Annotated in this window: 22 protein-coding genes, 1 tRNA gene and 1 other RNA gene; 12 read left to right on the forward strand and 12 right to left on the reverse strand. The window is 66.2% G+C overall.

Annotated features, from left to right (window positions below):
• Positions 1–223 precede the first annotated feature (223 nt).
• The 3 genes from NDB2M1_RS07315 to NDB2M1_RS07325 are packed head-to-tail and all read left to right on the forward strand — an operon-like array spanning position 224 to position 2,881.
• On the forward strand, positions 224–952 hold the full coding sequence (locus NDB2M1_RS07315) for a ParA family protein (protein WP_054121535.1): 729 nt from the start codon (positions 224–226) through the stop codon (positions 950–952).
• A 17-nt stretch (positions 953–969) separates the two neighbouring features.
• Positions 970–1,506: a hypothetical protein gene (locus tag NDB2M1_RS07320; protein ID WP_072381670.1), complete on the forward strand. Its 537-nt coding sequence runs from the start codon at positions 970–972 to the stop codon at positions 1,504–1,506.
• Positions 1,507–1,534: 28 nt separating this feature from the next.
• On the forward strand, positions 1,535–2,881 hold the full coding sequence (locus NDB2M1_RS07325) for an SPOR domain-containing protein (RefSeq protein ID WP_072380986.1): 1,347 nt from the start codon (positions 1,535–1,537) through the stop codon (positions 2,879–2,881).
• Between the two features lie 63 nt (positions 2,882–2,944).
• On the opposite strand, the gene NDB2M1_RS07330 is transcribed toward NDB2M1_RS07325, so the two are convergent.
• Together NDB2M1_RS07330 and NDB2M1_RS07335 are read right to left on the reverse strand one after the other, a co-directional pair.
• Positions 2,945–4,174, reverse strand: a complete 1,230-nt coding sequence (locus tag NDB2M1_RS07330; RefSeq protein ID WP_072380988.1) for a dihydroorotase — start codon at positions 4,172–4,174, stop codon at positions 2,945–2,947.
• Positions 4,171–5,199 carry an aspartate carbamoyltransferase catalytic subunit gene (locus tag NDB2M1_RS07335; RefSeq protein ID WP_072380990.1) on the reverse strand — a complete coding sequence of 343 codons (1,029 nt, stop codon included), beginning with the start codon at positions 5,197–5,199 and terminating at the stop codon, positions 4,171–4,173. Before NDB2M1_RS07335 ends, NDB2M1_RS07330 begins: the two co-directional genes overlap by 4 nt.
• A gap of 84 nt (positions 5,200–5,283) precedes the next feature.
• Between NDB2M1_RS07335 and sppA the strand changes: the two genes are divergently transcribed.
• From sppA to NDB2M1_RS07355, 4 genes are all read left to right on the forward strand, one after another.
• Positions 5,284–7,185: a signal peptide peptidase SppA gene (gene sppA, locus NDB2M1_RS07340; protein ID WP_072380992.1), complete on the forward strand. Its 1,902-nt coding sequence runs from the start codon at positions 5,284–5,286 to the stop codon at positions 7,183–7,185.
• Between the two features lie 86 nt (positions 7,186–7,271).
• Positions 7,272–7,356, forward strand: a tRNA-Leu gene (locus NDB2M1_RS07345).
• 114 nt (positions 7,357–7,470) lie between these two features.
• A complete protein-coding gene (gene tig, locus NDB2M1_RS07350; RefSeq protein ID WP_072380994.1) occupies positions 7,471–9,054 on the forward strand; it encodes a trigger factor in 1,584 nt (527 codons plus the stop codon).
• Between the two features lie 260 nt (positions 9,055–9,314).
• On the forward strand, positions 9,315–10,040 hold the full coding sequence (locus NDB2M1_RS07355) for a hypothetical protein (RefSeq protein ID WP_072380996.1): 726 nt from the start codon (positions 9,315–9,317) through the stop codon (positions 10,038–10,040).
• On the opposite strand, the gene NDB2M1_RS07360 is transcribed toward NDB2M1_RS07355, so the two are convergent.
• Complete coding sequence (locus tag NDB2M1_RS07360; protein ID WP_072380998.1) at positions 10,041–11,540, reverse strand: amidase; 1,500 nt, start codon at positions 11,538–11,540, stop codon at positions 10,041–10,043.
• A gap of 193 nt (positions 11,541–11,733) precedes the next feature.
• Here NDB2M1_RS07360 and clpP point away from each other — a divergent pair, with 193 nt between their 5' ends.
• Positions 11,734–12,444 carry an ATP-dependent Clp endopeptidase proteolytic subunit ClpP gene (gene clpP, locus NDB2M1_RS07365; protein WP_072381000.1) on the forward strand — a complete coding sequence of 237 codons (711 nt, stop codon included), beginning with the start codon at positions 11,734–11,736 and terminating at the stop codon, positions 12,442–12,444.
• 147 nt (positions 12,445–12,591) lie between these two features.
• Positions 12,592–13,848 (forward strand): ATP-dependent Clp protease ATP-binding subunit ClpX, encoded by a 1,257-nt coding sequence (clpX, locus tag NDB2M1_RS07370; protein WP_072381002.1) that lies wholly within the window; start codon positions 12,592–12,594, stop codon positions 13,846–13,848.
• A gap of 69 nt (positions 13,849–13,917) precedes the next feature.
• On the opposite strand, the gene NDB2M1_RS07375 is transcribed toward clpX, so the two are convergent.
• The 7 genes from NDB2M1_RS07375 to NDB2M1_RS07410 all read right to left on the reverse strand — a co-directional run bounded on the left by NDB2M1_RS07375 (position 13,918) and on the right by NDB2M1_RS07410 (position 18,809).
• Positions 13,918–14,619, reverse strand: coding sequence for a superoxide dismutase (locus tag NDB2M1_RS07375; protein WP_083554721.1), 702 nt, complete (start codon positions 14,617–14,619; stop codon positions 13,918–13,920).
• A gap of 66 nt (positions 14,620–14,685) precedes the next feature.
• Positions 14,686–15,642 carry a cation diffusion facilitator family transporter gene (locus NDB2M1_RS07380; RefSeq protein WP_072381004.1) on the reverse strand — a complete coding sequence of 319 codons (957 nt, stop codon included), beginning with the start codon at positions 15,640–15,642 and terminating at the stop codon, positions 14,686–14,688.
• 58 nt (positions 15,643–15,700) lie between these two features.
• Positions 15,701–16,110: RNase P RNA component class A (rnpB, locus tag NDB2M1_RS07385), an RNA gene on the reverse strand.
• Positions 16,111–16,117: 7 nt separating this feature from the next.
• Entirely contained in the window at positions 16,118–16,822 is a 705-nt protein-coding gene (locus NDB2M1_RS07390) for an N-acetylmuramoyl-L-alanine amidase (protein WP_072381006.1), read from the reverse strand.
• 15 nt (positions 16,823–16,837) lie between these two features.
• Positions 16,838–17,494 carry a histidine phosphotransferase family protein gene (locus NDB2M1_RS07395; protein ID WP_072381008.1) on the reverse strand — a complete coding sequence of 219 codons (657 nt, stop codon included), beginning with the start codon at positions 17,492–17,494 and terminating at the stop codon, positions 16,838–16,840.
• 143 nt (positions 17,495–17,637) lie between these two features.
• Complete coding sequence (locus tag NDB2M1_RS23405; protein WP_371328195.1) at positions 17,638–18,450, reverse strand: Mov34/MPN/PAD-1 family protein; 813 nt, start codon at positions 18,448–18,450, stop codon at positions 17,638–17,640.
• Between the two features lie 119 nt (positions 18,451–18,569).
• The gene (locus NDB2M1_RS07410; protein ID WP_083554722.1) at positions 18,570–18,809 is read right to left on the reverse strand and encodes a GNAT family N-acetyltransferase; all 240 of its coding nucleotides are present in this window, start codon (positions 18,807–18,809) and stop codon (positions 18,570–18,572) included.
• Between the two features lie 206 nt (positions 18,810–19,015).
• Here NDB2M1_RS07410 and NDB2M1_RS23305 point away from each other — a divergent pair, with 206 nt between their 5' ends.
• Positions 19,016–21,670, forward strand: coding sequence for a calcium-binding protein (locus NDB2M1_RS23305; RefSeq protein WP_072381012.1), 2,655 nt, complete (start codon positions 19,016–19,018; stop codon positions 21,668–21,670).
• A gap of 21 nt (positions 21,671–21,691) precedes the next feature.
• Here the strand turns inward: NDB2M1_RS23305 and NDB2M1_RS07420 are convergent, their stop codons facing one another.
• Together NDB2M1_RS07420 and NDB2M1_RS07425 are read right to left on the reverse strand one after the other, a co-directional pair.
• Complete coding sequence (locus tag NDB2M1_RS07420; RefSeq protein ID WP_072381014.1) at positions 21,692–22,468, reverse strand: SDR family oxidoreductase; 777 nt, start codon at positions 22,466–22,468, stop codon at positions 21,692–21,694.
• A gap of 15 nt (positions 22,469–22,483) precedes the next feature.
• On the reverse strand, positions 22,484–23,101 hold the full coding sequence (locus NDB2M1_RS07425) for an FMN-dependent NADH-azoreductase (protein WP_072381016.1): 618 nt from the start codon (positions 23,099–23,101) through the stop codon (positions 22,484–22,486).
• Positions 23,102–23,208: 107 nt separating this feature from the next.
• Between NDB2M1_RS07425 and NDB2M1_RS07430 the strand changes: the two genes are divergently transcribed.
• Positions 23,209–24,123, forward strand: coding sequence for a LysR family transcriptional regulator (locus NDB2M1_RS07430; RefSeq protein WP_072381017.1), 915 nt, complete (start codon positions 23,209–23,211; stop codon positions 24,121–24,123).
• Between the two features lie 24 nt (positions 24,124–24,147).
• Complete coding sequence (locus NDB2M1_RS07435; protein WP_072381019.1) at positions 24,148–25,101, forward strand: RluA family pseudouridine synthase; 954 nt, start codon at positions 24,148–24,150, stop codon at positions 25,099–25,101.
• Positions 25,102–25,268: the final 167 nt, after the last annotated feature.

The raw sequence follows: 25,268 nt of genomic DNA on the forward strand, positions 1-25,268 counted from the left end.
GTGCAAGGGCAACTACGCATCGCACAGGTGCGCATTCTTATTCCGAGTTGTTAGCGCAATTGGTTAATACTGAAAAGACAGCGGGTTGAAACTCCTTCAAGCGGCCGCTTGCGCAGAATCACCTGCTCCCGAGACGCCGATGTTAACCAAAATTTGAGGGTCTTCTGCGATCCCCCACCAAGAGACCAAGCTGTCTTTTCGTTTTGCCCATAGGGGGGTTACTTTGCGCGTACTGGCTTTGGCATCGCAGAAGGGAGGGTCTGGCAAGACCACCTTGTCCGGTCACCTTGCCGTCCAGGCGCAGCGCGCAGGGGCTGGTCCGGTCGTTCTGATCGACATTGATCCGCAAGGTTCGCTGTCTGATTGGTGGAACGAGCGCGAGGCGGAGTACCCCGCATTTGCCCAGACCACCGTTGCCCGCCTTGCCAGCGATCTTGCCGTGCTGCGCCAGCAAGGCTTCAAGCTTGCGGTGATCGATACGCCGCCTGCCATCACCATGGCGATCCAGTCAGTGATCTCGGTCGCCGAACTGATCGTCGTGCCGACTCGCCCCAGCCCGCATGACCTGCGCGCCGTGGGTGCCACCGTCGATCTTTGCGAACGCGCGGGCAAGCCGCTGATCTTCGTCGTCAACGCAGCGACGCCCAAGGCGCGCATCACCTCGGAAGCCGCCGTCGCGCTCTCCCAGCACGGCACCGTTGCGCCGATCACGTTGCACCACCGCACCGATTTCGCCGCCTCGATGATCGATGGCCGCACCGTCATGGAAGTCGATCCATCGAGCAAGTCGGCGGCAGAAGTCGCGCAGCTGTGGACTTATGTCTCCGAGCGGCTCGAGAAGAACTTCCGCCGCACCGTGTTCGCGGTCCCGCAGCCCGGCCACCCCATCTCCGCCATGCCCGGCGCCGCCCGTCCCGCCGGTGGTTTCGGCCGCCGCGTGATCGGCTCGTGAGCGAAGGACGCGCCAGCATGAGCGAACCCAAGCCTTTCGCCTCGCTGAGCCCGAGCCTGCTCGCCCGCAAGGGCGCGGCACGCCCGGCGATGCGCCCCCAACTTCTGCCGCTGACTGCACAGGATCGGCAGTGGATGGGCTTCGGCGACGCGGTTGCCACTGCCGAAGCACCTCCGTTCGATGCGGACGATCTCGGCTGGAACGATCACGGCGAAGACCTCGCCCCCGCCGCCGCGGTGGTCCCGATCGCCGCTGACCCGCTGCCCGAGCCTTCGCAGCCCGAAGTGCTGCGACGGATCGAATCCCTTGCCGATGTGCTGAGCGTTCCGGCGGCTGCCGCGTCCGCCAACCGCCGCGAGCGTGGCACTGCGCTCAAGGAAGGGCGCAAGGCCGCTTTCACGCTGCGTCTCGATGCAGCCCGCCATCTTCGCCTGCGCCTTGCTTGCACGCTCGACAATCGCAGTGCCCAGCAACTCGTGGTCGAAGCCCTCGACCGTTTCCTCGAAGCCAAGCCGGGTCTCGACGACCTTGCCCGCCGCGCCCTCCGCTCCTGAAGCCGCATACCAACCGGGACATCACGCCATGACCATCGCCCATGACAGCAAGACCGACCGGAAGGCCACTTTGAGGCTCGCCCGGATCTGCGTGACCACCGCCTTGGCGGCTGGTCTTCTCTCCGGTTGCGCTGCAGCCGGGCCTACCCATGCCAAGTTTGCCTCCGGCGCCGAGACCGCGCTGGGCAAGGGCAGCCTGGAAAAAGCGATCGCGCTGGCCGAACAGGCCGTGCTCGCCGATCCGCGCAACGCTTCCTATCGTACGCTGCTGGGCTCGGCCTATCTGCGCGCGGGGCGGTTCGAAGCCGCGCGTCAGGCCTTTGACGAAGCGATGCAGCTTGGTGAAGACAGCGGCAAGGCCGCACTGAGCCTTGCGCTGGCCGATGTGGCGCTGGGCCGCGGCAACGAAGCCGTCGACACGCTCAACACCTATCGCGACAGCATTCCGGCTGCGGACTACGGCCTTGCCATGGCGATGGCCGGGCAGACCCAGACGGGCATCGCCACGCTGACCGAAGCGCTGCGTGCCGGCGAAAACACGCCCAAGGTGCGCCAGAACCTTGCTTATGCCTATGCGCTTGATGGCAGCTGGAGCGAAGCCAAGCTCATGGCCCAGCAGGATGTGCCGGCGGACAAGCTTGCCGAGCGCCTGCAGACCTGGGCATTCATGGCGCGTCCAGAAGACACCCGCCGCCGCGTCGCCACGCTGCTCGGCGCTCCGGCTACGGCCGAAGGCGGTCAGCCGACCGCGCTGGCGCTGGCGAACTTCCCGGCGCCGCAGCAGCTCGCCGAAGAGGCCGTGGCCATGGCCGCGACCGACAAGGCCGCGAACGGTGACGGCGCTGACCTTGCCAAGGCCGCTGCGGCCGCATTGCCCGCGCCGCCGGCCGATGCCGTTGCCCCTACCGTTTCGGATGCGTCGAGCGCGCCGATCGAAGCCAAGATTGCCGCCATCGACGTCGCACCGTCGGCAGCGGCGCCCGCACCTGTCCAGCCAGTAGTCTCGCAGCCGGTGGTCCAGCCTGTGCGCGGCGCCCGCACCCTCCGCGCAGCGGCGCCGGCTGTTGCTCCGGCGCACGGCAGCCATGTCGTCCAGCTCGGTTCATTCTCCTCGGCCGAAGGCGCACAGCGGGCATGGAAACACTTCTCCACCCGCAATCGCAGCTTGGCTGGCTATCACAGCCAGACGACGCAGGTCACCGTGAACGGTCGGCAGTTCTGGCGCGTCCAGGCCGTCGGCTTCAACGGCTTCGCTTCGGCCCGGCAGATGTGCCAGTCGGTCAAGGCCAAGGGCGGTGTGTGCCTCGTGATGGCCGATCCGGCGATGGTGACCCCGCAGGGCCGACCGGCCACGACGCGGATGGCGCAGCGCTGAACCTCAGCGTTTCGTGATCAACGCCGGCCCGCTCCCAGCAAGGGGACGCGGGCCGGTTTTGTTTCATGCGATGCGGTTTCCGCCCTTGAACAGCGCGGTGACGCGCCCTTCGACCGGGCGGCGGTCGAACGGAGTGTTGCCGGCGGTGGCCGCCATCTTGCTGCGGTCGACGATCCACGGCCGCTCGGGCTCGACCAGCGCGAGATCGGCTTCGAGACCCGCTTCGAGCTTGCCGGCCTCGACGCCGAGCAGCGCGGCGGGATTGCCCGCGAGCAGCGCGAAGGCGCGCGCCATGTCGATGTGGCCATCCCGGACGAGCGTGAGCGTGAGTGGCAGCAGCGTTTCGGCGCCAGCCATGCCGGGTTCGGCATCGGCGAAAGGCAGGCGCTTGTCTTCCGCGCCGCGCGGATCGTGGCCCGAGGCGATGACGTCGATCGTGCCGTCGGCAATGGCGGAGATCACCGCGTGCCGGTCCGCATCGCTGCGCAGCGGGGGCGAGAGGCGACAGAACGTGCGGAAATTCGCCAGTTCGAGATCGGACAGCATGAAATGTGCGGGCGTGACCCCTGCGGTCACTTTCACCCCACGTGCCTTGGCTGCGCGCACCAGATCAAGCGCGGCAGTGGTCGTGACTTGCCGGAAGTGCAGGCGGCAGCCGGTGAGTTCGGCGAGCGCGAGATCGCGGGCAACGGCGAGCGATTCTGCTTCGGCAGGCGCGGCAGGCAAGCCCAGTCGGGTCGCCATTTCTCCGGCGGTTGCAACGGCAGTCCCTGCAATCCCGGCATCCTCGGCGTGCGTGACGAGGACGAGGTCCAGCATCGCGCAGTAGCTCATCAGGCGCAGCATCACGCCCGAATCGGCGATCCAGCGGCGGCCGGTCGCGACGGCCTTGGCGCCCGCATCGCGCATCAGCGCAATCTCGGCGAGTTCGACGCCTTCGAGGCCGCGCGTCGCGGCGCCGAGCGGGTGGACCCACATGTCGGGCTTGCCTGATTGCGCGGCGAAGCGGACGCGTGCGGGGTGATCGAGCGGTGGGCCCTGATCGGGCATCAGCGCGGCGCGGGTGATCCCGCCGAAGTGGAACGCGGGCTTGTCGATGGCGAAGACGCCGAGGTCGACGAGACCCGGCGTGATCAGCGCGCCCTTGGCATCGAGCACGTCGTCACCGGGTTCGGCGCTGATAGCCCCGAGCGCGACGATGCGGCCATCAGCGATGCGCACAGCGCCCGGCAGCGGCGCGCCGGTGGGGAGAACCAGCTTGCCGCCGGTGATGGTGAGCGGACGGGGGGTCATGCCGCAGCTCCTTCTGCAGCGGCCCAGCCTGGAACACCTCTGGCGCGGCGGGTCAGCACGTCGAGGCAGGCCATCCGGATCGCGACGCCGCTTTCGACCTGCCGGGTGATCAGGCTCCGCGTGGGGTGGTCGGCAACCTGGCTGTCGATCTCGATCCCCCGGTTCATCGGCCCTGGATGCATTACGAGCACGTTCGGCGGCAGCTTGCCGAAGCGTTCCAGCGTCAGACCGTAAAGGTGACGGTACTCGCGGGGGGAGGGGATGAACTGGCCCGACATGCGCTCCAGCTGGAGCCGCAGCATCATCACCACGTCGGCGCCTTGCAGCGCCGCGTCGAAATCATGGCTGGGCGTCACGCCCATCGCCTCGATCTCGGCGGGCATCAGCGCGGGCGGGGCGCAGACCGTGACATCGGCGCCCAGCGCGGTCAGCGAGAGGATGTTCGAGCGCGCGACACGGCTGTGCAGGATATCGCCGCAGATCGTCACCTTGAGGCCGTTGAGATCGCTGCCCGGCGCGAGGCCCAGCGCATGACGGATGGTGAGCGCGTCGAGCAGCGCCTGCGTCGGGTGCTCATGGCTGCCGTCGCCCGCGTTGAGCACCGGGCAATCGACCTTGTCGGCAATCAGCTGCACCGCGCCCGAGCTTGCATGGCGGATGACGATGGCATCGGCGCGCATGGCATTGAGCGTCATCGCGGTGTCGATCAGCGTCTCGCCCTTCTTCACGCTGCTGGTGGCGGCATGCATGTTGACGACGTCCGCGCCGAGGCGCTTGCCCGCAATCTCGAACGACAGCAGCGTGCGGGTCGAATTCTCGAAGAAGGCGTTGATGATGGTGAGGCCCGAGAGCACTTCGGCCCGCTTGTGGCGCTGGCGATTGAGCGCGAGCCACTGCTCCGCCTCGTCGAGCAGGTAGAGGATCTCGTGCCGCGCGAGGTGCGAAATGCCGGTGAGATCGCGGTGCGGGAAGGCGAGGCCGCCTTCGGGGTACCGGCTCTGGGCTGGGAAGTTCGATTCCGTCATCGAAGACCACCCCCTATGGCACCTCTTTAGGGCACTCAAGTGTTTCGGCTGGCATCCGTCCCTTGCGAGACCTAGATATCCCCCATGAAGTTCGCCCGCTCGGTCTGGAAGATCCTCGTCGCCATCAAGGACGGCCTTGTGCTGCTCCTGCTCCTCCTGTTCTTCGCCGGGCTCTATGGCTTGCTCACGCTAAGGCCAACGCCGGGCTCGGTGCAAACGGGCGCGCTCTACATCGCGCTCAATGGGCCGGTGGTGGAGGAGCGCGCGAAGCTGCGGCCCTCGCAGCTGCTGTCCGGCGGCGCGCAGGCGAAGTCCCTGCAGGAGCGAGATATTGTCCACGCGCTGGAGGCGGCGGCGGGTGATGACCGCATCAAGGCCGTCGTGCTCGATCTCGAAAGCTTCGGCGGTGGCAGCCAGGTGGCAATGACCAATGTCGGCGCGGCGATGGACAAGGTGCGCGCCGCGAAGAAACCGGTGCTGGTCCGTGGCGGGCTCTACACCGACGACGGCGTGCAGATCGCGGCCCATGCCAGCGAGGCCTGGGTCGATCCGCTGGGCGGCGCGGTGGTCGCAGGCCCGGGAGGCACCAGCCTCTACTTCAAAGCGCTGCTCGACCGGCTCAAGATCAAGGCGCACGTGTTCAAGGTGGGCACCTACAAGAGCGCGGTGGAGCCGTTCACGCGAGAAGACGCTTCGCCGGAATCGAAGGAAGCGCTGAAGGCGGTCTATGCCGCCCTGTGGGATGCCTGGCAGGCGGACGTGAAGAAGGCGCGGCCCAAGGCAGACCTTGCGCTGGTGACTGGTGATCCAGTCAAGTGGATCGCGGCTTCGGGCGGCGATGCGGCGAAGGCGGCGGTCGCGGCGGGGCTGGTCGACCGCGTGGGTGACAAGATCGCGTTCGGCAAACGCGTCGCCGAGATTGTCGGCAAGGACCCTGCGGGCGGCGAAGGCGATTTCAAAGGCACCGCGCTCGATACCTATCTCGCCGACCGCACCCCTTCGACCGACGGCAAGGCGATCGCGGTGGTTACGGTGGCCGGCGAGATCGTCGACGGCGATGCCGGACCGGGCAGGGCGGGCGGCGACCGCATTGCTGATCTCGTCGACAAGGCTTCGGCCAGCGGGAACTATTCCGCGCTCGTGGTCAGGGTCGATTCTCCCGGTGGGTCGGTGACGGGGGCCGAGCGCATCCGCGCTGCCATCGCGCGGATGAAGGCCAAGAAGATCCCGGTCGTGGTTTCGATGGCGGGGCTTGCAGCGAGCGGCGGCTACTGGGTCTCGACCCCCGCAGACCGCATCTTCGCCGAGCCCGCCACGATCACCGGTTCGATCGGCATCTTCGCGATCATCCCCAGCTTCGAGGAAGCGCTCGGCAAGATCGGTGTGGGCACCGACGGCGTGAAGACGACGCCGCTTTCGGGTGAGCCTGATGTGTTCGGCGGCTTTTCGCCCACGGCGGAGGCGCTGATCCAGCAGCAGATCGACTCGGGCTATGCGCGTTTCCTCGGCCTCGTGGCGGCCTCGCGGCACAAGAGCCCGGCGGAGATCGACAAGATCGCGCAAGGGCGCATCTGGGACGGCGGCACGGCACGGCAACTGGGGCTCGTCGACGAGTTCGGTGGAATCGACGCTGCGCTCGCGTGGGCGGCGAAGGCGGCGGGCGCGCAGAGCTGGCATCCGGTCTATCTGGGCGGGGACGCCGATCCGTTCAGTGCGCTGCTGGCCAAGATTGCGGACAGCCAAAGCGATGCCGGTGAGGCGCATGTGCTTGGCGGGAAAGGCCTTGGCACCGATTTCGCAGCGCTCGCGGCGCAGCGGCAGGGTGCTTTGGCGCAGCAGCTGATGGGCGATCTGTCGCGCCTGCTGGGGGGCGAGGGCGCTCAGGTTTATTGCCTTGAATGCACTGGCCTTGCGCCATCACAGGCGGCTACTCCAGCAGCACCGCAAAGCACCTGGCTGGCTCTGCTGGCGCGGCTTGCCGGATAGGGACAGGCGGCCGCGACATACCCCATCGGCAACACTTGCCCTTTGCCCGGCGCTGCGATAGGGGCGGCGCTCGTTTTTCGCCGGATGCGGGCGTGGCGGAACTGGTAGACGCGCTGGATTTAGGTTCCAGTATCGCAAGATGTGGGGGTTCGAGTCCCTTCGCCCGCACCAGAACCGTCCCGCTTCGGTCGGCAGCGTGGCCTTGCCATTCACGGGTGGCGGGGCCTGAACAGTTTATGACGCTCCATGGATTGCGTGGGGTCGTACAAGAAGGTTGGATCACAGATGCAGATCGTCGAAACCAGCAACGAGGGCCTGAAGCGCGCCTACGCCCTGACCATCGCCGCGAATGATATCGCCGCGCTTGTCGAGGGTGAGGTCAAGAAGATCACCCCGCAGGTGCGCATGCCCGGTTTCCGCCCCGGCAAGGTGCCCGCGAACCTCGTGCGCAAGATGCATGGCCCGGCGCTGCACCAGCAGGCGCTGGAAACCTCGATCCGCAATGCGATGGACAAGCTCGTCGCCGAGAAGGGCCTGCGCCCCGCGACACAGCCCGACGTCTCGCTCGCCGAGGGCTATGCGGAAGGCAAGGACGCCGAGCTGACCGTGGCGCTGGAAGTGCTGCCCGAGATCACCGCGCCCGCCATCGATGGCCTCAAGCTCGAGCGCCTTATCGTCGAAGTGAGCGACGCGGAAATCGACGAGGCCATCGGCCGCATCGCGCAGGGCCAGAAGCGCTTCAACGATGCGCCGGAGGGCACTGTTGCCGCTGACGGCGACCAGCTGATCATCGATTTCGCCGGTTCGATCGACGGCGTCGCCTTCGACGGCGGCACGGCCGAAGACCAGCCGCTCGAGCTCGGCTCGGGCCGCTTCATCCCCGGCTTCGAGGAACAGCTCGTCGGTGTGAAGGTGGGTGACGAGCGCACGATCACCGTGACGTTCCCCGCCGACTATCCCGCTGAAAACCTTGCCGGCAAGGACGCCCAGTTCGCCTGCACCGTCAAGGCGGTCAAGCAGGCTGCGGAATTCACTGCGGACGACGAGTTCGCCAAGTCGCTCGGCCTTGAGAGCATCGAGCAGCTGCGCGGCCTGATCAAGGGCCAGATCGAGCAGGAAAACGGAGGCCTCACCCGCACCGCGATGAAGCGTTCGCTGCTTGATCAGCTCGCCGCCGGCCATGACTTTGCCGTGCCGCCGTCGATGGTCGATGCCGAGTTCGAGCAGATCTGGCAGCAGCTGACCACCGAAGCAGCCAAGGAAGAAGATCCCGCCGCCGCGCTCGCCGAGATCGAGGGCGAGAAGGACGATTACCGCAAGATCGCCGAGCGCCGCGTGCGCCTCGGTCTGCTCCTCTCGGAAATCGGCCAGGCCAACGGCGTTGTCGTGACCGCGCAGGAAATGGAAATGTTGATGCGTCAGGCCGCGCAGCAGTACCGCGAGCAGGACCGCCAGCGCTTCATCGACTACATCCGCTCGGACGCACTCGCCGCCGCCCAGCTGCGCGCGCCGCTCTATGAGGACAAGGTCGTCGACTTCCTGTTCGACAAGGCCGAAGTCACCGAGCGCAGCGTGACCCGCGAGGAACTGCAGTCGGTGATCGAAGCCGACGAGAGCGGCAAGCCGGCTGAAGCCGCGCCTGCCAAGGTGGCGCCGAAGAAGGCGGCCAAGAAGGCCCCAAAGGCTGAGGCTGCAGAGGAAGCTCCGGCTGAGGAAGCGGCTCCGGCTGAAGAAGCGGCTGCTCCGAAGAAGAAGGCCCCGGCCAAGAAGAAGGCTGCCGAGGCTCCGGCCGAAGAAGCCGCTTCTGCCGAGGAAGCTGCTGCTCCGAAGAAGAAGGCCGCGCCCAAGAAGAAGGCCGCCGACGCCTGATTGCTGCCGCAAGGCACTGAAAAACAAAGGGGCGCTCCGGCAACGGGGCGCCCCTTTTGGTATGCGCGCGGCATCCGTAATCGCCCGCAATTGACCCTACGAATCGGCGCATGAGAGATTCGGGCAGGATCGGCTCCTGGGAGGGACCCCCGATGCATACCGTTCGCAATCGCCTCGCTTCGCGGCCCCCGGTCGCAGTGCCTTCAGCATGCGTTTCCAAGCTTCCTGCACCGGCCGCCAGAGGGCCAAAGTCTGAACCGATGGCGCGCGGCTCCATGGCCATTCCGCTTGCCGCGGCGGACGAATGCGGCTTGATCGAACAGCGCCCACCGAAGCGCCGCAACGCCAAGGGCAAGAAGGCCCGCAAGGCCGCTGCGAAGCTGGCGGCAGCGCAGGAGGCGCAGGTTCTGGAACCGGCCGATTGCGCGGTGATCGAAAAACCTCGGCGCGCAAAGGCCGCCGCGAAAAAGGGCAAGGCGCGCGGTAAATCTCGCAAGGCGGTCAAGCCTGAACAGCTCCCGGCTATCCCGGCAGCGAAGGTTGTTCTGGGGACCTACAGCCCTCCGACACAAGTCCTTGTACAACCTGCGCTGACCCTGCCGGTTCGACCTGAACCGCTGGTAGAGGGTGTAGAGGAGCCCCAGCCGGCGCTGCTGCTCCCAGCTCCCGCGCCACATCTTGAAGCACCATCAGAACCTGCCGAGCCCCGGGTCGCACCACAGCCGGAACCAGAGCCAGAACCCGCCATCGCGCTTGCCGACGTACCCTTGCCGCGCGCCCGCGCATTGGTCCCGGCGCGGCGGCAGGGGCTGGTCGATGCTATCGCTTTCTTCTTGCGCGATTCCGGAAGGCGGCTCGCCCGCTGGTCGGCCCGCCGCCACAAGACCCGCGAGGAACAAGCGGCCCTGCGCCGGGCCGAGGCACAGCAGGTCAACCTGCAGCGCGAGCTTGAAGCGCTCGATATGCTGCGCCGGAACCGGGGGTGATTACTCCCCCCAGCGCTTCAGCGAGGGTTTGGGCACAGGCACCGTCCGTGCGCGTTCATAGGCGGCTCCGGCTTCCAGCACGCGCTTGTCGTCCCACTTGGTGCCCATGAACGAAAGCCCCATCGGCAGGCCTTCGACCGCCCCCATCGGCACGGAGAGGTGCGGATAACCCGCGATCGCGGCAAGGCTGCCCATGCCGACGTCGATCGAATGGTCGCCTGTCACCAGATCGATCGCCCACGCGGGCGGGGCGGTCGGGGCGACGAGGAACGAGACACGATTGTCCGCCAGCAGCTTGTCGATCCCGTCCACCCCGGCCAGCCGCAGCGAATTCTCGCGCGCCTTCTCGTAGGCGGCCTTGTCGGTCGTTGCTTCGGCTTCCTCGAATTCGTTCTGCCCGAACCAGCGGAGCTCCTTGGGTTGCGCCTTGTTGAAGGCGATGACATCCGCCAGTGTCCGGGCCGGCGGCGTATCCTTGAAGGAAGTGGCGGGCACCGACTGAAGGTAGGCCGCGAGATCGGTACGCAACTCGTAGAGCAGCACAGTGTATTCATCGCGGCCCATTTCTTCAGGCGGCGTGTAATCGATATCGACCAGCTCGGCGCCCGCCGCCTTGAGGTCGGCCAGCGCCTTGTCGAACAGCGCGATCACCTTGGGGTTGCTCCCCACCGCCTTGCGCAGGACGCCGAGCCGCACACCCTTGAGGCTGGAGGTGGCAAGGCCGGCGGCAAAGTCGGTCTTGTGCGCATTGGCTTCGGCGGTGGCGGGATCCGCCGGATCGCTGCCCGCCATCGCGGTAAGCATCAGTGCCGCATCGCGCACGCTGGTGGTCATCGGGCCGACGGTATCCTGGCTGTGGCTGATCGGCACGACATGGGTGCGGGTGATCATGCCGACCGTGGGTTTGAACCCGACGATGCCATTCACCGAGGCCGGGCAGGTGATCGAGCCATCGGTCTCGCTGCCGATGGCGCCCCACGCCAGCCCCGCCGCAATCGCCGCGCCGCTGCCGGAAGAGGAGCCGCAGGGCGAGCGATCAAGCGCATGGGGGTTGCGCGTCTGTCCGCCGACCGCGCTCCACCCGCTGGAGGACTGGCCGGAGCGCATGTTGGCCCATTCGGAGAGGTTGGTCTTGCCCAGCACGACCACGCCCGCCGCGCGCAGGCCCACCATGAAGGGTGCATCGCGGCCCGCGTAGTTGTCCTTGAGGAGCAGGCTGCCGGCCGTCGTCGGCATCCGGTCGGCGGTCTCGATGTTATCCTTGACGAGGATGACCTTGCCGGCGAGCGGTCCGGTCACTGTTTTGGCCGCTGCCTCGGCCTTGGCGGCATCCGGATTGAGCGCGATCACGGCATTGATCTTCGGCCCTGCCTTGTCGATCGCCTTGATCCGGGCAAGGTAGGTGACAAGGCTGTGCTGTGCGTAGGTTTTCGCTTCTCCGGGAGTGGCGGCGGCGGCGAGCAGGACGGCAGAGATGGTCGCGGCGGCAAGTCTGGACATCGAACACCCTTTGCTGTTTTGCGAGGCATCTGGTGCCAACGATGCGCCGGCGCAATGGACTCGAAGGACATTGCTGGCCGATTTTGCCGATCTTGCACCACTTTTCATGGCTGATAGCGCGGATGCGCGGTTAACGCCCTTGAACATCCCGCCGTGGCACGCGACATAGGCACGGCTTAGCAAAGAGGACTCCATGCTCGATCTTTACGGCGCCCACGGCGCATCGGTTTACGGCAATCAGGGACGTTTCACCCAGGATCCCATCACCGGGGCGCTCGTGCCAGTGGTGGTCGAGCAGACCAGCCGCGGCGAACGCAGCTTCGACATCTTCTCGCGCCTGCTGCGCGAACGCATCGTTTTCGTGACGGGCGAGATCGAGGACAACATGGCCTCGCTGATCGTGGCGCAGCTGCTGTTCCTTGAAAGCGAGAACCCCTCGAAGGACATCGCGATGTACATCAACTCGCCGGGCGGCGTGGTGACGGCGGGCCTCGCGATCTACGACACCATGCAGTACATCCGCCCGCGCGTCTCGACCGTGTGCATCGGCCAGGCCGCCTCGATGGGCAGCTTCCTGCTGGCAGCGGGTGAGCCGGGCATGCGCATCGCGCTTCCCAACGCGCGCATCATGGTCCACCAGCCCTCGGGCGGCGCGCGCGGCATGGCCTCGGATATCGAGATCCAGGCGCGCGAAATCCTGCGCATGAAGGCGCGGATGAACGACCTCTACGTGAAGTTCACGGGTCGTTCACTCGAGGAGATCGAAAAGGCGATGGACCGCGACACGTTCCTCGAAGCCGACGAGGCGCTGAAGTTCGGACTCGTCGACAAGGTGTACGAATCGCGGCCGGCGTCCGACCAGATCGGAGTCGAGGACGGTACGGGCGGTGCGCCCTCTGCATGATTAAGGCCTGATTCCAGTATTTTGCATAATAATGACAGGATGCTGGATCAGGGATTGTTCGCTATTTTCGTGTCCGGTTGATTAATGCCCTCCGGGTAGTAGGATAATCGGGCCCGCCCCTCGTGGAGGGGCGTCTGGGATACAGGAATGACCAAGCTTTCCGGATCGGATACCAAGAGCACGCTGTACTGCAGTTTCTGCGGCAAGTCGCAGCACGAAGTGCGCAAGCTCATCGCCGGCCCCACCGTGTTCATCTGCGATGAATGCGTCGAGCTGTGCAACGACATCATCCGCGAGGAGACCAAGGCCGGTCTTGCCGGAAAGAAGGATGGCGGCGTCCCCACCCCGCGCGACATCTTCGTCACGCTGAGCGACTACGTGATCGGGCAGGACCGCGCCAAGCGCGTGCTCTCGGTCGCGGTGCACAACCACTACAAGCGCCTCAAGCACAGCGGCAAGGGCGGCGATGTCGAGCTGTCGAAGTCGAACATCCTGCTCGTCGGGCCGACCGGTTCGGGCAAGACGCTGCTGGCGCAGACGCTGGCCAAGACCTTCGACGTGCCCTTCACCATGGCCGACGCGACGACGCTGACCGAAGCAGGCTATGTGGGCGAGGACGTCGAGAACATCATTCTCAAGCTGCTGCAGGCCAGCGACTACAATGTCGAGAAGGCGCAGCACGGCATCGTCTACATCGACGAGATCGACAAGATCAGCCGCAAGGCCGAGAATCCCTCGATCACGCGCGACGTGTCCGGCGAAGGCGTGCAGCAGGCGCTGCTCAAGCTGATGGAAGGTACCACCGCCTCCGTGCCGCCGCAGGGCGGGCGCAAGCATCCGCAGCAGGAATTCCTGCAGGTGGACACGACCAACATCCTGTTCATCTGCGGCGGCGCCTTTGCGGGTCTCGAAAAGATCATCTCCGACCGCCTGCAGAAGCGGTCGATCGGCTTCGGCGCGCATGTCGCCGATCCGGACAAGCGCAAGGTGGGCGAACTGCTCCAGAAGGCGGAGCCGGAGGACCTTCTCAAGTTCGGCCTGATCCCCGAATTCGTCGGCCGCCTGCCGGTGATCGCCACGCTCAACGACCTCGACATCGAGGCACTGGTCAAGATCCTGCGCGAGCCCAAGAACGCGCTGATCAAGCAGTACCAGAAGCTGTTCGACCTCGAGGACGTGCAGCTTACCTTCACCGACGAGGCATTGGAAGCCATCGCCAAGAAGGCCATCGAACGCAAGACCGGCGCGCGCGGGCTGCGCTCGATTGTCGAGGGTCTTCTGCTCGATACGATGTTCGATCTGCCCACGCTGGAAGGCGTGACCGAAGTGGTGGTCGACCGCGATGTGGTCGATGGCCGCAAGGAGCCTGTCCAGGTGCACAAGGGCAAGGAAGAAGCGGCCTGATCAGCCGCGTCAGCCAACTGAATCTTGATCGCCCGCTGGTGAAAGCCAGCGGGCGATCTGCTTTTAGGCCTAGGATGCGGCAACCTTCGCGAACCGCGCATCCGCCGCCGTCCACGTCGCGGCGGCCATGAAGGCATCGACATAGGCCGCCGCTTTCGCGCCGTAGTCCATGGCGTAGGCGTGCTCGTACATGTCCATCGCGAGGATCGGCACGCCGCCTGCCAGTGTCTGGGTGTGGTCGCTCGCCCATTGGTTGGTGAGGCGGCCGTCGTGCGGGGACCATTGCAGGAGGACCCAGCCCGAGCCGCCGCCGAGCGCCTTGCCCATGGCGGAAAACTCGGCTGCCCAGCGGGTGAAGCTGCCGAAGTCGCGTTCGATCGCCGCGCCGAGCTTGGCGCCGGGCTTGCCGCCGGTTCCGAGGCACGAGAAGTAGACTTCGTGGAGGATCATCGAATTCCACGCGATGAGTTCCTCGCGCTTGAGGCCGTTGAGCATGAAGCCGGGCACGGTCGCCATGTCGAGCTTGGCGAGTTCGCCCTTGATGGCGCCGATGCGCTTCACCGCGCTGACGTAGTTGTTGTCGTGGTGGCTGGTGAGAAGCTTGGCGGACAGGCCGGGGATCGTGGCTGGATCGAACGGCAGCGGGGCCGGAGTAGGCGCGAAGACCGGGCCTGAGGGGGCAGCGGCGGTCGTCTGGGCCGCGGCAGGAAGCGCGCTGGCGGCAGCGGCGGTGAGAGCGGCGGTCAGGGCGGTGCGGCGATCTAAGGACATGGGGAGGCTCCTTCCAAGGGCGTGGACAGGAGAGTATCGGTCCGCGCTGGCTTGTCCAGCGGCCTCCTAAGCCACCTTGGTGCGCGGCTGGCAGGCCGGGGCGCAGGCATGTCCGGCGTGGTCGGTCGTCTCGATCTGCACGGTTGCGTGGCAGATGCCGAAGTCATGTTCCAGCGTGTGGGCGAGGCTGGTCAGAAAGGCGTCGCCTGGGTGGCCTGCGGGCATCACGAGATGCGCGGTCATCGCGGTTTCGGTCGTGCTCATTGGCCAGATGTGAAGATCGTGGACGGCGCTGACGCCGGGCAGGGCTTCGAGATGATGCTCGACCGCATGCCCATCGACCGAGGCGGGCACGCCGTGAAGGCCCATCTTCAGCGAATCCTTGGCAAGGCCCCACGTGCCCCAGGCGATCACGCCGACGATGACAAGGCTGGTGACGGGATCGATCCACCACGCGCCGGTTACCGAAATCAGCGCGCCAGCGGCCACCACACCGGCGGACACCGCAGCATCCGAGGCCATGTGCAGATAGGCGCCGCGGATGTTGATGTCGTGTTCGCGCCCGCGCAGGAACAGCAGCGCGGTGGCGGTGTTGATTGCGATGCCGATGGCGGCGACGACCATGACTGGCCCGGCAGCGACTGGTTGCGGTGCGATCAGGCGGTGGATCGTCTCGACCAGAATCGCCCCGAGCGCGATCATCAGCAGTGCGGCATTGAACAGCGCGGCGAGGATCGAGCTCGACTTGTAGCCATAGGTAAAGCGTGCCGAGGGCGGGCGCGTCGCCAGCACGCTGGCGGCCCAGGCGACGGCGAGGCTGAGCACATCGGAAAGGTTGTGTCCCGCATCGGCAACGAGCGCCATCGAGCCCGCAAGCACACCGTAGACCGCCTCGACCGCCACGAAGGCGGTGTTGAGCGCAATCCCGATGGCAAAGGCGCGGCCGAAGCTGGCGGGCGCATGGTGGTGATGTGCGTGCCCGTGCCCGTGATCATGGTCATGATGATGGTGTGCGCCGGACATGTGCCGCTTCCTAGCGCCTCAAGCCCCGGTAGGAAAACAGTTTGATCATGTACAGGTACTTGCCAGGGGGCCTGTAAGCCGGGTTCTGTGGCGCGGACGGTATCGCACGTGTCGACCGTATCCGCGTCGGCAGCCATTCCTCTAGGCGGCCCGTTGCCGGGCGCGCTCAAGCGACCAACCCGGACTGCCGGCCCGAAACAGGCCTGCCCTTTTGGGGCGCGCAGTCCCTATTCGGTCTTGCTCCGGGTGGGGTTTGCCTTGCCGCTTCCGTTACCGGTCGCGCGGTGCGCTCTTGCCGCACCCTTTCACCCTTGCTGCCCCGGACCTGGATCCGGGGTTAGCGGTCTGCTCTCTGTGGCACTTTCCCTTGATCCTTGCGGACCCGGCGGGCGTTACCCGCCACCCTTGTTTCGTGGAGCCCGGACTTTCCTCGGGATCTTGCGATCACGCGGCTGCCCGGCCCCCTGGCGAGAGGTTATCTAGCACGCCCGACGTCGCGTTCCAACAGCAGCTCGAACAGCAGCGCACCGATCTGGCCATCCACCTCGCCATCGATGCGCGAGGGGCGCCAGCGGCGCTGGAAGGCGCGGACGGCGGCGCTGGGATCGGTGATGTCATATCCGAAGCGTTCGAGCGCGAGGTAGAAGGCGCCGGGGTTGTCGAACACCAGCTGGATGGCGAGCTTGGGCTTGGCGAGCGCCAGCCGGTAGCGGGCGAGGAGGTCCCAAGGGAACAGCTCGCCCGGATCTTCCTTGCGCGCCGGGGCAACATCGGAGTGGCCGACCACGTTGGCGCGGGGGATGTCGTGCCGCTTCACGATGTCGGCGAGGAGCGGGATCAGCGCTTCCATCTGGGCTTCGGGAAACGGGCGATAGCCGAATTCGTGGCCGGGATTGACGAGCTCGATGCCGATGCTCGCCGAGTTCACATCGGTGATCCCGCGCCATGAGGAACGGCCGGCATGCCAGGCGCGTTTCTCTTCGGCGACTAGGCGGGTGACGGTGCCGTCCTCGTCGATCATGTAGTGCGCCGAGACTTCCGCAGCCGGATCGCACAGGCGCTCCAGCGCTTCGTCCGCCGTGCGCATACCGGTATAATGCAGGACCACCATGGAAACGGGCAACTTGCGCTCGTTCCAGTTAGGCGAGGGGACCTCGCGGTGGACCAGCCAGCGGTTCATCGGCGCTCTTGATCCTCAGGCCGAGACGGGCAGCATCGCCCCCATGACGAGTGCCTCGGGCGCGGCGTGGTACTGGAGCGTGCCGCCCAGCATGTCGACCAGGCCGCGCAGCATCGCGGCGGGCGCGGTGCGGCTGGAGAGTTCCTCCGCCGGCAATTGGCCTTCGAGCGCGAGGCCGATAGTGCGATCGAACACCACGCGGGCGCCAGTGGCGCGGATCACGATCTCGCTGCTGGGCTTCGCACCATCGGTGCGCAGTTCCGCCGCGATATCGAGCGTGCCGCCGCGAACCAGCGCCTCGATGCCGATCAGCGCGAGGTTGAGCAGGGTCTTGACCGCGGGCTTGGGCAGGCTGTCTCCGGCGAGCGCCCAGTTGGCCTGGATGCGTCCGTTGTTGCCGACCAGCGCGTCGATCAGCTGGCGTGCTTCGGCGAGCGGCACCATGTCGCCAAAGCCGCCCGCCGCGCCGAAGGCGAGGCGGAAGAAGCGCAGCTTGTCCGCCGAGATGCGCGCGCTCTGCTCCAGCAGTTCGAAGCACTTCTGGCGCATCTCGGGGTCCTTCTCGTCGGCGAGGAGTTCAAGACCATTGGTAAGTGCGCCGACGGGGGAGAGCATGTCATGGCACAGCCGCGAGCAGAGCAGGCTGGCGAGTTCGAGCGAATCGGGGGTCATGTTCAGAATTCAGGCCTTTTCGCTGAAGAGGTTGACACGGTTGACACAGTCCTGAGCGAAATGCGCAAAGCCCCGGTCAGAGCCATCTGGAAGCCATCACGAAGCATGGAGGGATGGGGCAGGCGTGACATCACTTACCAGCCTTAACCCTCCTTGAAGCGGTAGGAAAGCGCTTCGAACCCGGATGGGGCATCGCGCCACAGGCTGACGTCTCCCCCCGCGGCAATCGCCCAGATGCGGCCATCGCCGGAAGCCATGGCGGCATCGGTCTCGGAGGGGCAGGCAAGGCCATTGGGGTGCGAATGGAAGTAGCCGATCAGCTCTGGTCCACCCGCGCGCGCGGCCTTGTGGGCGGCGATCAGCGCGGCAGGATCGATCTCGAAATGGCGATGCGGTTGGGGGTGTACGTTGGCTGCGCGCTCGGCGGCGATGATGTGGCTGGCCGTGCCGAAGAGCAGGCCGCAGGCTTCGTTCGGGTGGGCCTGCGTGGCGGCATGCAGGATAGCGGCATGGGCTTGGGGTGAGAGGGTGGTTTGCACTGGTGCTGAAGTTTTGTTCGGCTGTTCGCCCTTTGACAAGCTCAGGATGACCTCATCAAGAGCAGCGGATCTTTCTTCCCCCAAGGATCCATCCCCACCCCGCTCATCCTGAGCTTGTCGAAGGATGGTGGCGCGACCTTGCCGATTACGGGCAAGCTCCGAAACCAATGCCCAATCTCCCGCAATCAGTGCTTCCTTCTTGGCTCGGCTCCAGCCTTTGATCTTCCGCTCCGCTGCAAAAGCATCATCGCGGCTGTCGAAACGTTCGCACCACACCAAAACCAAAGGCCGGCGGCGCGCAGTATAGCCGCCGGTCACGCCGGTCTGGTGCTGTCCGATGCGCTGTTCGAGGTTGTCGGTATGACCGGCGTAGTATGAACCATCGGCGCAACGCAGCAGGTAGGTGTGAAAGCCCATGCTGCTGGGCTAGCGTTGTGAATGGTGCTTCGACAAGCTCAGCACGAGCGGTTTTGGTTGGAACCGGGATGGGATAGCATCCGCTTGTCCTGAGCCTGTCGAAGGATGCTACCTGTCCATCAGCCGCCCAGCCGCTTCCAGAGGACGATCTTGTCGTTACCGTCCTCGTAGAAGTCGCGGATGCGCGCTTCGCGGGTGAAGCCGAGCGCGGCATAGAACGCCTGCGTCGCCGTGTAGCCCTCGAGGCTGGACGTCTCCACGATCAGCACCCGGTTGCCCGCTGTGACGAGCCGTGTGGCCAGTTCGGCGATGAGGGCGGTGCCCACCCCCTCATTCTGCCGCGCGGGATCGACCGCGATGCCGGGTCTGGTCGGGAACCGCTCCCCGCAAGCGGGGGAGCGCGCATCAGAGGGTCATCTAATCACCATCGCCGGGTCGTTGCCCGACGTCGGAGGGCTGATGTGGGGGGGCAAGCGGCGGTCAATCGTTCCACCCTGAGGGCTGACATAAAACGGTATCAATCCGCTGGAATGGTCGAAATTGGTTGTGGTCCGGGGGAAATGTCATGGCGGTGTACAATAGTCTCGGGACCACATGGTCCAACAACGACCCCTTGGCGACCGAGCAGCAAACCATGATCGGGCGGCTTTCGGGCGGCCGGTACGTGGTGGTGTGGGTCGATGGAAACAGCGGCGCGAACAATATTCTCGCGCAGGTTTTCAATGCCAACGGCACTACCGCAGGCGGGCAGTTCTTGGTCAATGACCCGCCCAATCCCGCCGAGCAGCGCTTCAAGCTCAACCCCAGCGTAACGGCGCTGGACGACGGCAAGTTCGTGATTGCGTGGGAGGAGAGCGGCAGGGGCACGAATGGCAGCGGCATCGTCGCGCATGCCTATGACGAGGATGGTACGTCGCTCGGCGATCCCTTCCTTGCGGGAAGTTATTCGAGCGCGCTCATTTCCGGTGCTGCGGCTCCGCGGATCGTCGCGGCCGGGGGCGATCAGTTCTATGTGCTGTCGCGGACGTCGCTGCCCAACGAAAACATCAATGTCTTTGCGCAACTGGTCGATTCATCCGGGACGATCCTGAGCGGGTTCACACAGATCAGCACGACGCCGACAAGCCAGTCGCAAATCATTGCTTTTGACGCTGCTCGGCTCACCAGCGGGTCCTTTGCCGTTTCCTATCTGAAGTTTGATGGCCCGCCAGCGTCCCCCACCGCGTCAATCGTCGTCCGGATTGCCGACGCGGCGCTGCAGGTGCTCGGTCCCGAAATCGTGGTCGATGGATCTGCGTCTTACGCCCTCGGCACGGCCAGGGAATCCGTATCGATCGCCGCGCTTGCCGATGGCGGCTTCGCGGTGAACTGGGTGGAGAATTCCGCGCGAGCCGGCTTTGCGACCGATGTCTGGGTTCAGCTCTATGGCAGTTCCGGCACTGCAGCGGGCGCGCCGATCCTCGTGCAATCCGTTCCTGGCGGTTCCATCAACTCGGATGTCGCCGCGCTCGACGACGGCAACTTTCTGGTTACGTGGCAAAACAGCGCTTCGAGCAACGGAGCCGGCTTGTATGGTCAGGCCTTTGACGGGACCGGAACCAGAGCCGGCCTGACGTTCCAGCTTGACCCGGGTTCCCACACCTCGGTGCAGATAACCGGCGTCGATGGCGGCGGGTTTGCGGCAACCGCGCTCGACTCCCGGACGAGCAGCGGCTCCGCCATCGCCCGACTGTTCAGCACCGGCAGCGTGCAGGCGACGAGCGGCAACGATATCATCGTGGTGCGTCCGGATCACATCGGTGCGATCTCCGGCCTTGGCGGCGATGACCTGATCTATGGTGACGACACCGACAATATCCTGCGCGGCGGCGCGGGCGACGACACGCTGGTGGGCGGACAAGGCAACGACATTCTGGATGGCGGCGCAAACAATGACACCGCGGTGTTCGGCGGAGCGGCCAGCAACTACCAGATCGTGCAGACCGGCACCGCCCAGTTTGAGGTGAGCCTGCGCAATGGCGGTTATACGGGCGTGCGGACGGTGATCAATGTCGAGCATCTGCGCTTTGCCGACAAGACCATCGATCTGATTTCGGCCGGTGCCGGCACCGGCACCACCGGCAACGACGTGCTGACAGGCGGCACGGGCGATGATGTGCTGCGCGGGCTCGGCGGCAATGACCAGCTGATCGGGCTGGGCGGCAACGACAGGCTCGATGGCGGGACCGGCAACGACACCATGACCGGCGGCAGCGGCGATGACACCTATGTGGTGGACAGTGCCACCGACAGGGTGATCGAACTGGCCAACGAGGGAACCGACACGGTGCAGACCGCGCTCGCGACCTACCGGCTGGGCAGCTTCGTCGAGAACCTGACGTTCACCTATGCCGATGCCGGCACCTACAGCGGCTACGGAAACACGCTGGATAACGTGATAACCGGCGCTGCGGGAACGGACTCGCTGTTCGGCGTGGACGGCAATGACGTGCTGAAGGGGCTTGGCGGTGCCGACACGCTCAACGGCGGCGCCGGCAATGACACGCTGGATGGCGGCACAGGCATCGATACGCTGATCGGCGGCACGGGGGATGATCGCTACATCGTCGACAACAGCCTTGATATCGTGCGCGAGGGCGTGGCTGCCGGGACCGACACAGTCGAAGCGTCGGCCAGTTTCACGCTCGCGATCAATGTCGAGAACCTGATCCTGACCGGCACCGCCGCGATCGACGGAACGGGAAGCAGGGACGCCAACGTGCTGACCGGCAACGCGGGCAACAATGTCCTGTCCGGTCTGGGCGGTGCGGACACCATCGACGGTGGCGCGGGCAACGATATGCTGGACGGTGGCACCGGGCAGGACCGGCTGACGGGCGGGCTGGGCAACGACACCTTCGTCTTTTCGACGCTTTCGAGCACGACCCTTGGCAGCTCTCTCGATATCGTGACCGACTTCACGGCCAGCGACGGCGACAAGCTCGCCTTCAGCAAGACGGTGTTCACGGCGCTGGGCGCAGTTGGTGCGCTGGGTGCCGACGCGTTCTATGCGGGTACGGCGGCGCACGATGCGACGGACCGGATCATCTACAACCAGGCCACCGGGAACGTGTTCTACGATCCCGATGGCACCGGCAGCAGGGCCGCCGTGCTGATCGCGACGCTCGGCGATACGGTGCGCCCGGCGTTGTCGTTCACTGACATTCTGATTGTTGCCTGAAGGCTGGCGCGCGCGTCCGGTTCAGGCGGCGAGGCGGTCCAGCCCTACGAGGCGGCGGCCTTCTGCGGTCTTGATCGAGAAGTCGGTGCCGAGGAACGGGTCTGCCGCCGGGGTGCAGAGCCACGCTACGGCTTCGGCAGCCGCTTCGGCCGAAATGTAGGCGCTGTCGGCAAGGCGGCTGACCGGATTGAGGCCGGAGGAGCGGATCGCTGCCTGCATCTCGCCCGCGACCGGACCCGGCGAGAGGCCGATCGAGCGCAGGCCCTGCTCGCCATACTCCTTGTGGAGGTGGCGGGTGAGCATCTGCACCGCCGCCTTGGTCGCGCAGTAGTGGCTCCAGCCTTCCATCGGGGCATTGGCCGCGCCCGAGTTCATCGCGAGGAACGTGCCGCGGCTGTCCAGCAGCGCGGCGAGCGCGGCGCGCGCGGTGTTGTAGACGCCCTTGAGGTTGACGTCGACGACCGCGCTCCACGCGGCGGGATCGCTGTCACCCAGCCGGGCGATGGGTTCGATCGAGCCGGCATTGGCGATCACGATATCGAGACGGCCATGGTGGGCCAGAGTGGCGGCCATCGCGGCCTCGACAGCCGTGTAGTCAGTGACGTCGACGGCGAGCGCATCGGCGCTGCCACCAGCGGCGCGGAGCGTGGTGGCGGTGGCTTCGGCGGCTGCGAGGCTGCGCGCGGTGGCGACGACGTGGGCACCAGCTGCGGCAAGACGGGCGGCGATGGCGGCGCCGATACCGCGATTGGCGCCGGTGATGAGGGCCACGCGGCCAGTGAGATCGATGGGGTTCATGGGGTCAGTCTCCGTTCAGGCGGCGAACGCTGCGATCACGCGGCGGGTTTCGACCATGGCAGCTTCGAGCATGACGGCATCGCCCGTGGTTGCCTCGACGCTGACGACGTGGACTTCGGTGAAGCCAAGGAAGCCGAACAGGGTCTGGAGGTAGGGGCGCACCAGATCGAGCGCGGCAAGCGCGCCATCCGGGCCGTAGCCGCCGGCGCCATAGGCAATTGCGATGGTGACTCGCTTGCCGGTGACGAGGCCGGTGAAGCTGGTGCCATCATAGCTGAAAGTGGCGTTGATGCGCACGATCTGGTCGACCCAGGCCTTGAGCGCGGCGGGAATGCTGAAGTTGTACATCGGCGTGGTCACCAGCACGTCGTCTGCGCCCATGAGTTCGGCAATCAGCGCATCGGAAAGGGCGGTGGCGGCGCGCAGCTCGTCGGTCATGGCATCGGCGGGGGTGTAGAACCCGGCGATGGTCGGCGCGGTGATCTGCGGGATCGCGCTCGCGGCGAGATCGCGGTGAACGACGGTGCCGCCGGGGTGGGCCGCGCGCCAGGCGGCTTCGTAGGCGTGGCCGAGGTCGCGCGAATGCGAGCCTTCGGTGCGGGCGCTGGCGTCGATACGGAGAAGTGTGGTCATAGGGAGGGCCTTCTCTGGAGTGGATGGCTCGCAGGTATTGCCGCTCGTGAAATTGAAAAAGGCGGGCGTTTGCGATATACCTTTGCGCAATACGCAAAGGTGGGCGCATGGACATCGAGACGCTGCGGATATTCGCCGAGGTGGCGCACCGGGGGAGCTTCTCCGAAGTCGCGCGCACCAGGGGTACCGAGCCATCGTCGATCTCGCGCGCGGTGGGGGTGATCGAGGCGGAGCTGGGCGAGCGCCTGTTTCACCGCACCACGCGCAAGCTTTCGCTGACCGAGGCGGGCGCGCTCTATCTCGCGCGGATCGAGCCGCTGGTGGCGCAGCTGGAGGAAGCCGGGGCGGAAGCGCGGGCGATCGGACGCGGGCCGGTGGGGACGCTGCGGCTTTCGGTCTCGGTCGCCTACGGGATGGTGCGCGTGATGCCGATGCTGGCGCGCTTCCGCGCGCGCTATCCGGAGCTGACGGTCGAGCTGCTGATGAGCGACACGCAAGTCGATCTGGTGCGCGAGGGGATCGATCTGGCGGTACGGCTGGCTCCGGCGGTGGAAGCGAACCTTATCGCGACGCGGCTGGTATCGACGCGCTACAGGGTGGTGGCGGCGCCGGAATGGCTGGCTGCGCATCCGCTTGCTGTTCCGGCTGATCTGGCGGCTTGCGAGGTTTTGCGGTTCACGTTGGCGGGCTTTCGTGACCGCTGGATTTTCCGCGATGAGAGAGGTGCCGAAGAAGTGGTGCCGGTCGGCGGGCGGCTGCTGATCTCAAGCGCGCTGGGGCTGCGCGAGGCGGCGCTGGCGGGGATGGGGCCGGCGTTGCTGGCGGACTGGATGATTGCGGACGATCTGGCTGCGGGCCGACTGGTCGATTGCTTTCCGGCGCATGATGTGGCGGCGACCGACTTCGACACCGGCGTCTGGGCGATCTATCCGAGCCGGAATTTCCTGCCGGGCAAAGTCCGCGCGATGCTCGATTTCCTGCGGGCGGAACTGCCGAAGCCCCAGGTTCTTGCGGGGCGCTGACACGCTTCCCATATCGCACGAACCATGGGGGCATGCGAGACGATCATCGAGGGCGTGATTCCGACCGGCGGGCTGCGGCTCGACCGGGCGCTCGCCGATGTCTCGGGCCTCTCGCGCGAGCGGATCAAGGCGCTGATGGACGAGGGGCGGGTTGCGCTGGCGGGCAAGACGGCGGCGCAGGCCTCGCTCAAGCCCGCCGAAGGGACGCCGTTCTCGATCCGCGTGCCCGAAGCCACACCGGCCGAGGCGGCGGCGCAGGATATTCCGCTGAGCGTGGTTTACGAGGACGCGCACCTCATCGTCGTCGACAAGCCGGCGGGGCTGGTGGTCCATCCGGCGGCGGGCAATCCCGATGGGACGCTGGTCAACGCGCTTTTGCATCATTGCCGGGGCCAGCTCTCGGGCATCGGCGGGGTGGCCCGGCCGGGGATCGTCCACCGGATCGACAAGGATACCTCCGGGCTGCTGGTCGTCGCCAAGACCGATGCGGCGCACGAGGGGCTGGCCAGGCAGTTTGCCGACCATTCGATCCACCGCGTCTATCAGGCGGTGACGACCGGGGTGCCGGTGCCGGCGGCGGGCACGGTGCGCGGGGCGATCGGGCGCAGCGAGCGGGATCGCAAGAAGATGGCGCTGGTCTCGGAAGGACGCGGCAAGCACGCGGTGACGCACTACCGCACCATTGAAGTCTTGAGCGGCGCGGCACTGGTCGAATGCCGGCTCGAGACCGGGCGAACCCACCAGGTGCGCGTTCACCTTGCATCAATCGGCCATGCGCTAGTGGGGGATCCGGTCTATGGACGCACCTCTTCCCAGCACAAGCCCTTGCTCGCCCGGCTCGGCTTTCGCCGGCAGGCACTGCACGCCGCCGAGCTTGGCTTCATCCACCCGGCGAGCGGCGACTCGGTGCGCTTCGCCAGCCCGACGCCCGTCGATCTCAGGACGCTCATCGTCGAACTGGGAGGGCACGGTGGCTGACACTGCACTAGGGAACAAAGGTGCAATGCCCCAAAAACGCGCTGTATCGAACGGCGCTACGCGGGCGAATAGTTTTGCTGTGTGGCACGACTCGACCGGCTTGGATATATCGGAACAAGCCGCGAACGTATCGCGACACAGCCTTGGCCGGGTCAGGCCGATGAGGT

The sequence above is a fragment of the Novosphingobium sp. NDB2Meth1 genome, from assembly GCF_900117425.1.
Lineage (GTDB): Bacteria > Pseudomonadota > Alphaproteobacteria > Sphingomonadales > Sphingomonadaceae > Novosphingobium.

What these genes read in the sequence shown, in the direction of transcription:
- NDB2M1_RS07330 (WP_072380988.1), bottom strand. Translation starts at nt 4,174, where the DNA reads ATGACCCCCCGTCCGCTCACCATCACCGGCGGCAAGCTGGTTCTCCCC.
- sppA (WP_072380992.1), top strand. Translation starts at nt 5,284, where the DNA reads ATGAAGTTCGCCCGCTCGGTCTGGAAGATCCTCGTCGCCATCAAGGAC.
- NDB2M1_RS07435 (WP_072381019.1), top strand. Translation starts at nt 24,148, where the DNA reads ATGGGGGCATGCGAGACGATCATCGAGGGCGTGATTCCGACCGGCGGG.
- NDB2M1_RS07325 (WP_072380986.1), top strand. Translation starts at nt 1,535, where the DNA reads ATGACCATCGCCCATGACAGCAAGACCGACCGGAAGGCCACTTTGAGG.
- NDB2M1_RS07375 (WP_083554721.1), bottom strand. Translation starts at nt 14,619, where the DNA reads ATGTCCTTAGATCGCCGCACCGCCCTGACCGCCGCTCTCACCGCCGCT.
- clpP (WP_072381000.1), top strand. Translation starts at nt 11,734, where the DNA reads ATGCTCGATCTTTACGGCGCCCACGGCGCATCGGTTTACGGCAATCAG.
- clpX (WP_072381002.1), top strand. Translation starts at nt 12,592, where the DNA reads ATGACCAAGCTTTCCGGATCGGATACCAAGAGCACGCTGTACTGCAGT.
- NDB2M1_RS07335 (WP_072380990.1), bottom strand. Translation starts at nt 5,199, where the DNA reads ATGACGGAATCGAACTTCCCAGCCCAGAGCCGGTACCCCGAAGGCGGC.
- NDB2M1_RS07425 (WP_072381016.1), bottom strand. Translation starts at nt 23,101, where the DNA reads ATGACCACACTTCTCCGTATCGACGCCAGCGCCCGCACCGAAGGCTCG.
- NDB2M1_RS07420 (WP_072381014.1), bottom strand. Translation starts at nt 22,468, where the DNA reads ATGAACCCCATCGATCTCACTGGCCGCGTGGCCCTCATCACCGGCGCC.
- NDB2M1_RS07390 (WP_072381006.1), bottom strand. Translation starts at nt 16,822, where the DNA reads ATGAACCGCTGGCTGGTCCACCGCGAGGTCCCCTCGCCTAACTGGAAC.
- NDB2M1_RS23405 (WP_371328195.1), bottom strand. Translation starts at nt 18,450, where the DNA reads ATGGGCTTTCACACCTACCTGCTGCGTTGCGCCGATGGTTCATACTAC.
- NDB2M1_RS07360 (WP_072380998.1), bottom strand. Translation starts at nt 11,540, where the DNA reads ATGTCCAGACTTGCCGCCGCGACCATCTCTGCCGTCCTGCTCGCCGCC.
- NDB2M1_RS07395 (WP_072381008.1), bottom strand. Translation starts at nt 17,494, where the DNA reads ATGACCCCCGATTCGCTCGAACTCGCCAGCCTGCTCTGCTCGCGGCTG.
- NDB2M1_RS07380 (WP_072381004.1), bottom strand. Translation starts at nt 15,642, where the DNA reads ATGTCCGGCGCACACCATCATCATGACCATGATCACGGGCACGGGCAC.
- NDB2M1_RS23305 (WP_072381012.1), top strand. Translation starts at nt 19,016, where the DNA reads ATGGCGGTGTACAATAGTCTCGGGACCACATGGTCCAACAACGACCCC.
- tig (WP_072380994.1), top strand. Translation starts at nt 7,471, where the DNA reads ATGCAGATCGTCGAAACCAGCAACGAGGGCCTGAAGCGCGCCTACGCC.
- NDB2M1_RS07320 (WP_072381670.1), top strand. Translation starts at nt 970, where the DNA reads ATGAGCGAACCCAAGCCTTTCGCCTCGCTGAGCCCGAGCCTGCTCGCC.
- NDB2M1_RS07430 (WP_072381017.1), top strand. Translation starts at nt 23,209, where the DNA reads ATGGACATCGAGACGCTGCGGATATTCGCCGAGGTGGCGCACCGGGGG.
- NDB2M1_RS07355 (WP_072380996.1), top strand. Translation starts at nt 9,315, where the DNA reads ATGGCGCGCGGCTCCATGGCCATTCCGCTTGCCGCGGCGGACGAATGC.